The sequence below is a fragment of the Variovorax sp. PCZ-1 genome (genome assembly GCF_018413605.1).
Taxonomy (GTDB): Bacteria; Pseudomonadota; Gammaproteobacteria; order Burkholderiales; family Burkholderiaceae_C; genus JANMDU01.
The window spans coordinates 1-1,473 of record NZ_JAHCDN010000016.1 but is presented as its reverse complement, the minus strand read 5'-3'; the positions used below and the strand labels follow the sequence as shown (position 1 = coordinate 1,473).

Genomic DNA, 1,473 nt, shown 5'->3' with positions numbered 1-1,473 from the left:
GGGTCTATGGCCTGATCAACGCTGTTGCGGTTCTCATCATTGCTTGTCCCTGTGCATTGGGTTTGGCAACGCCCATGTCGATCATGGTAGCAACTGGACGTGGTGCAACTTCTGGCGTTCTGTTCCGCGATGCTGCTGCAATAGAAAACTTCCGCAAAATCGACACCTTGATTGTGGATAAAACGGGTACATTGACGGAAGGCAAGCCCGTATTCAACAAAGCTATTGCAGTAAGCAGCTATCAACCAGATGATGTGTTGCGTCTAGCTGCAAGTCTTGACCAAGGCAGCGAGCATCCTTTGGCAGATGCAATAGTGAGAGCCACTAAGGAACGCGGACTGACATTGGAAAAGGTGGATGGCTTTGAGTCTTCAAGCGGTATTGGTGTGCGTGGCATGGTTGAAGGAAAACAGCTTGCATTGGGCAATACCGCACTGATGCAGCAACTTGGCGTGAATGCCGACATGTTGAGCCGAGAAGCAGAATCACTTCGCGCGGAAGGCGCAAGCGTCATGTACTTGGCTTCTGACGGCGAACTCATTGGGCTGTTGGCCGTATCCGATCCCATCAAGACCAGCACCCCAGAAGCGCTGGCTGCACTCAAAGCTCAGGGCATTCGTATCATCATGGCCACAGGAGATGGTTTGACAACGGCCAAATCAGTAGGATCACGGCTTGGGATCGACGAGGTTCACGGTGAAGTCAAACCAGCAGACAAACTGGCTTTGGTTGAAAAACTACAAGCAGAAGGCTGCATGGTAGCGATGGCTGGCGATGGAATCAATGATGCGCCAGCCCTTGCGAAAGCCAATGTGGGCATTGCGATGGGCACTGGTACTGATGTAGCCATGAACAGCGCACAGGTAACACTTGTTAAAGGCGATTTAAGAGGTATTGTTATTGCGCGCGAATTGTCGAATGCAACGGTTGTCAACATGAAGCAGAACCTGGCATTCGCATTCGTTTACAACGCGCTTGGTGTGCCGTTGGCAGCAGGTCTGCTTTTCCCATTTACTGGCTGGCTGCTGTCGCCCATGATTGCTGCATTGGCGATGAGCCTGAGTTCGGCATCTGTGATTGCCAATGCGTTAAGGCTTAAAAGTGCTTCGCATAAAGCGTAGTGGTTTAGTGCCTTACAACAAGTGCACCCAAGAGCGACAAGCCCTGTCGCTCTTGGGATGCCTAAAGAAACTCAGTTTGCAGAATAAAGCTTGGCAGCTTCGGTTTTTTCCGCAGCAGTCATAGAAAACAACTCTTGGCGCACTTGCTCACGGGTCTTTGTTCCTTTGGGTGTTGCAAAAAACCCGAGCGACTGCAACTGCATTCTTCGATATGAACCATCCTTGATGGCGGCTTCCAATTCCGAAACGACTTCAGCGCGAGTTTTGGTGCTCTTGAAATGATCCCAGTGAATGGTGTAGCCAGCATCTGTATTTGCTGGATGATAGACGGTAGAAGCCATGCTGACGACAG

At 50.7% G+C, this 1,473-nt stretch carries 2 protein-coding genes; one reads left to right on the top strand and one right to left on the bottom strand.

Annotation, left to right across the window (positions count from 1 at the left end):
• Window positions 1-1,121 (top strand): heavy metal translocating P-type ATPase (locus KIH26_RS16880; protein ID WP_213446861.1); only part of this gene is annotated, 1,121 nt, incomplete at its 5' end.
• A gap of 71 nt (window positions 1,122-1,192) precedes the next feature.
• On the opposite strand, the gene KIH26_RS16875 is transcribed toward KIH26_RS16880, so the two are convergent.
• Window positions 1,193-1,473: DUF4148 domain-containing protein (locus KIH26_RS16875; RefSeq protein WP_213446860.1), on the bottom strand; the 281-nt coding region annotated here is incomplete at its 5' end.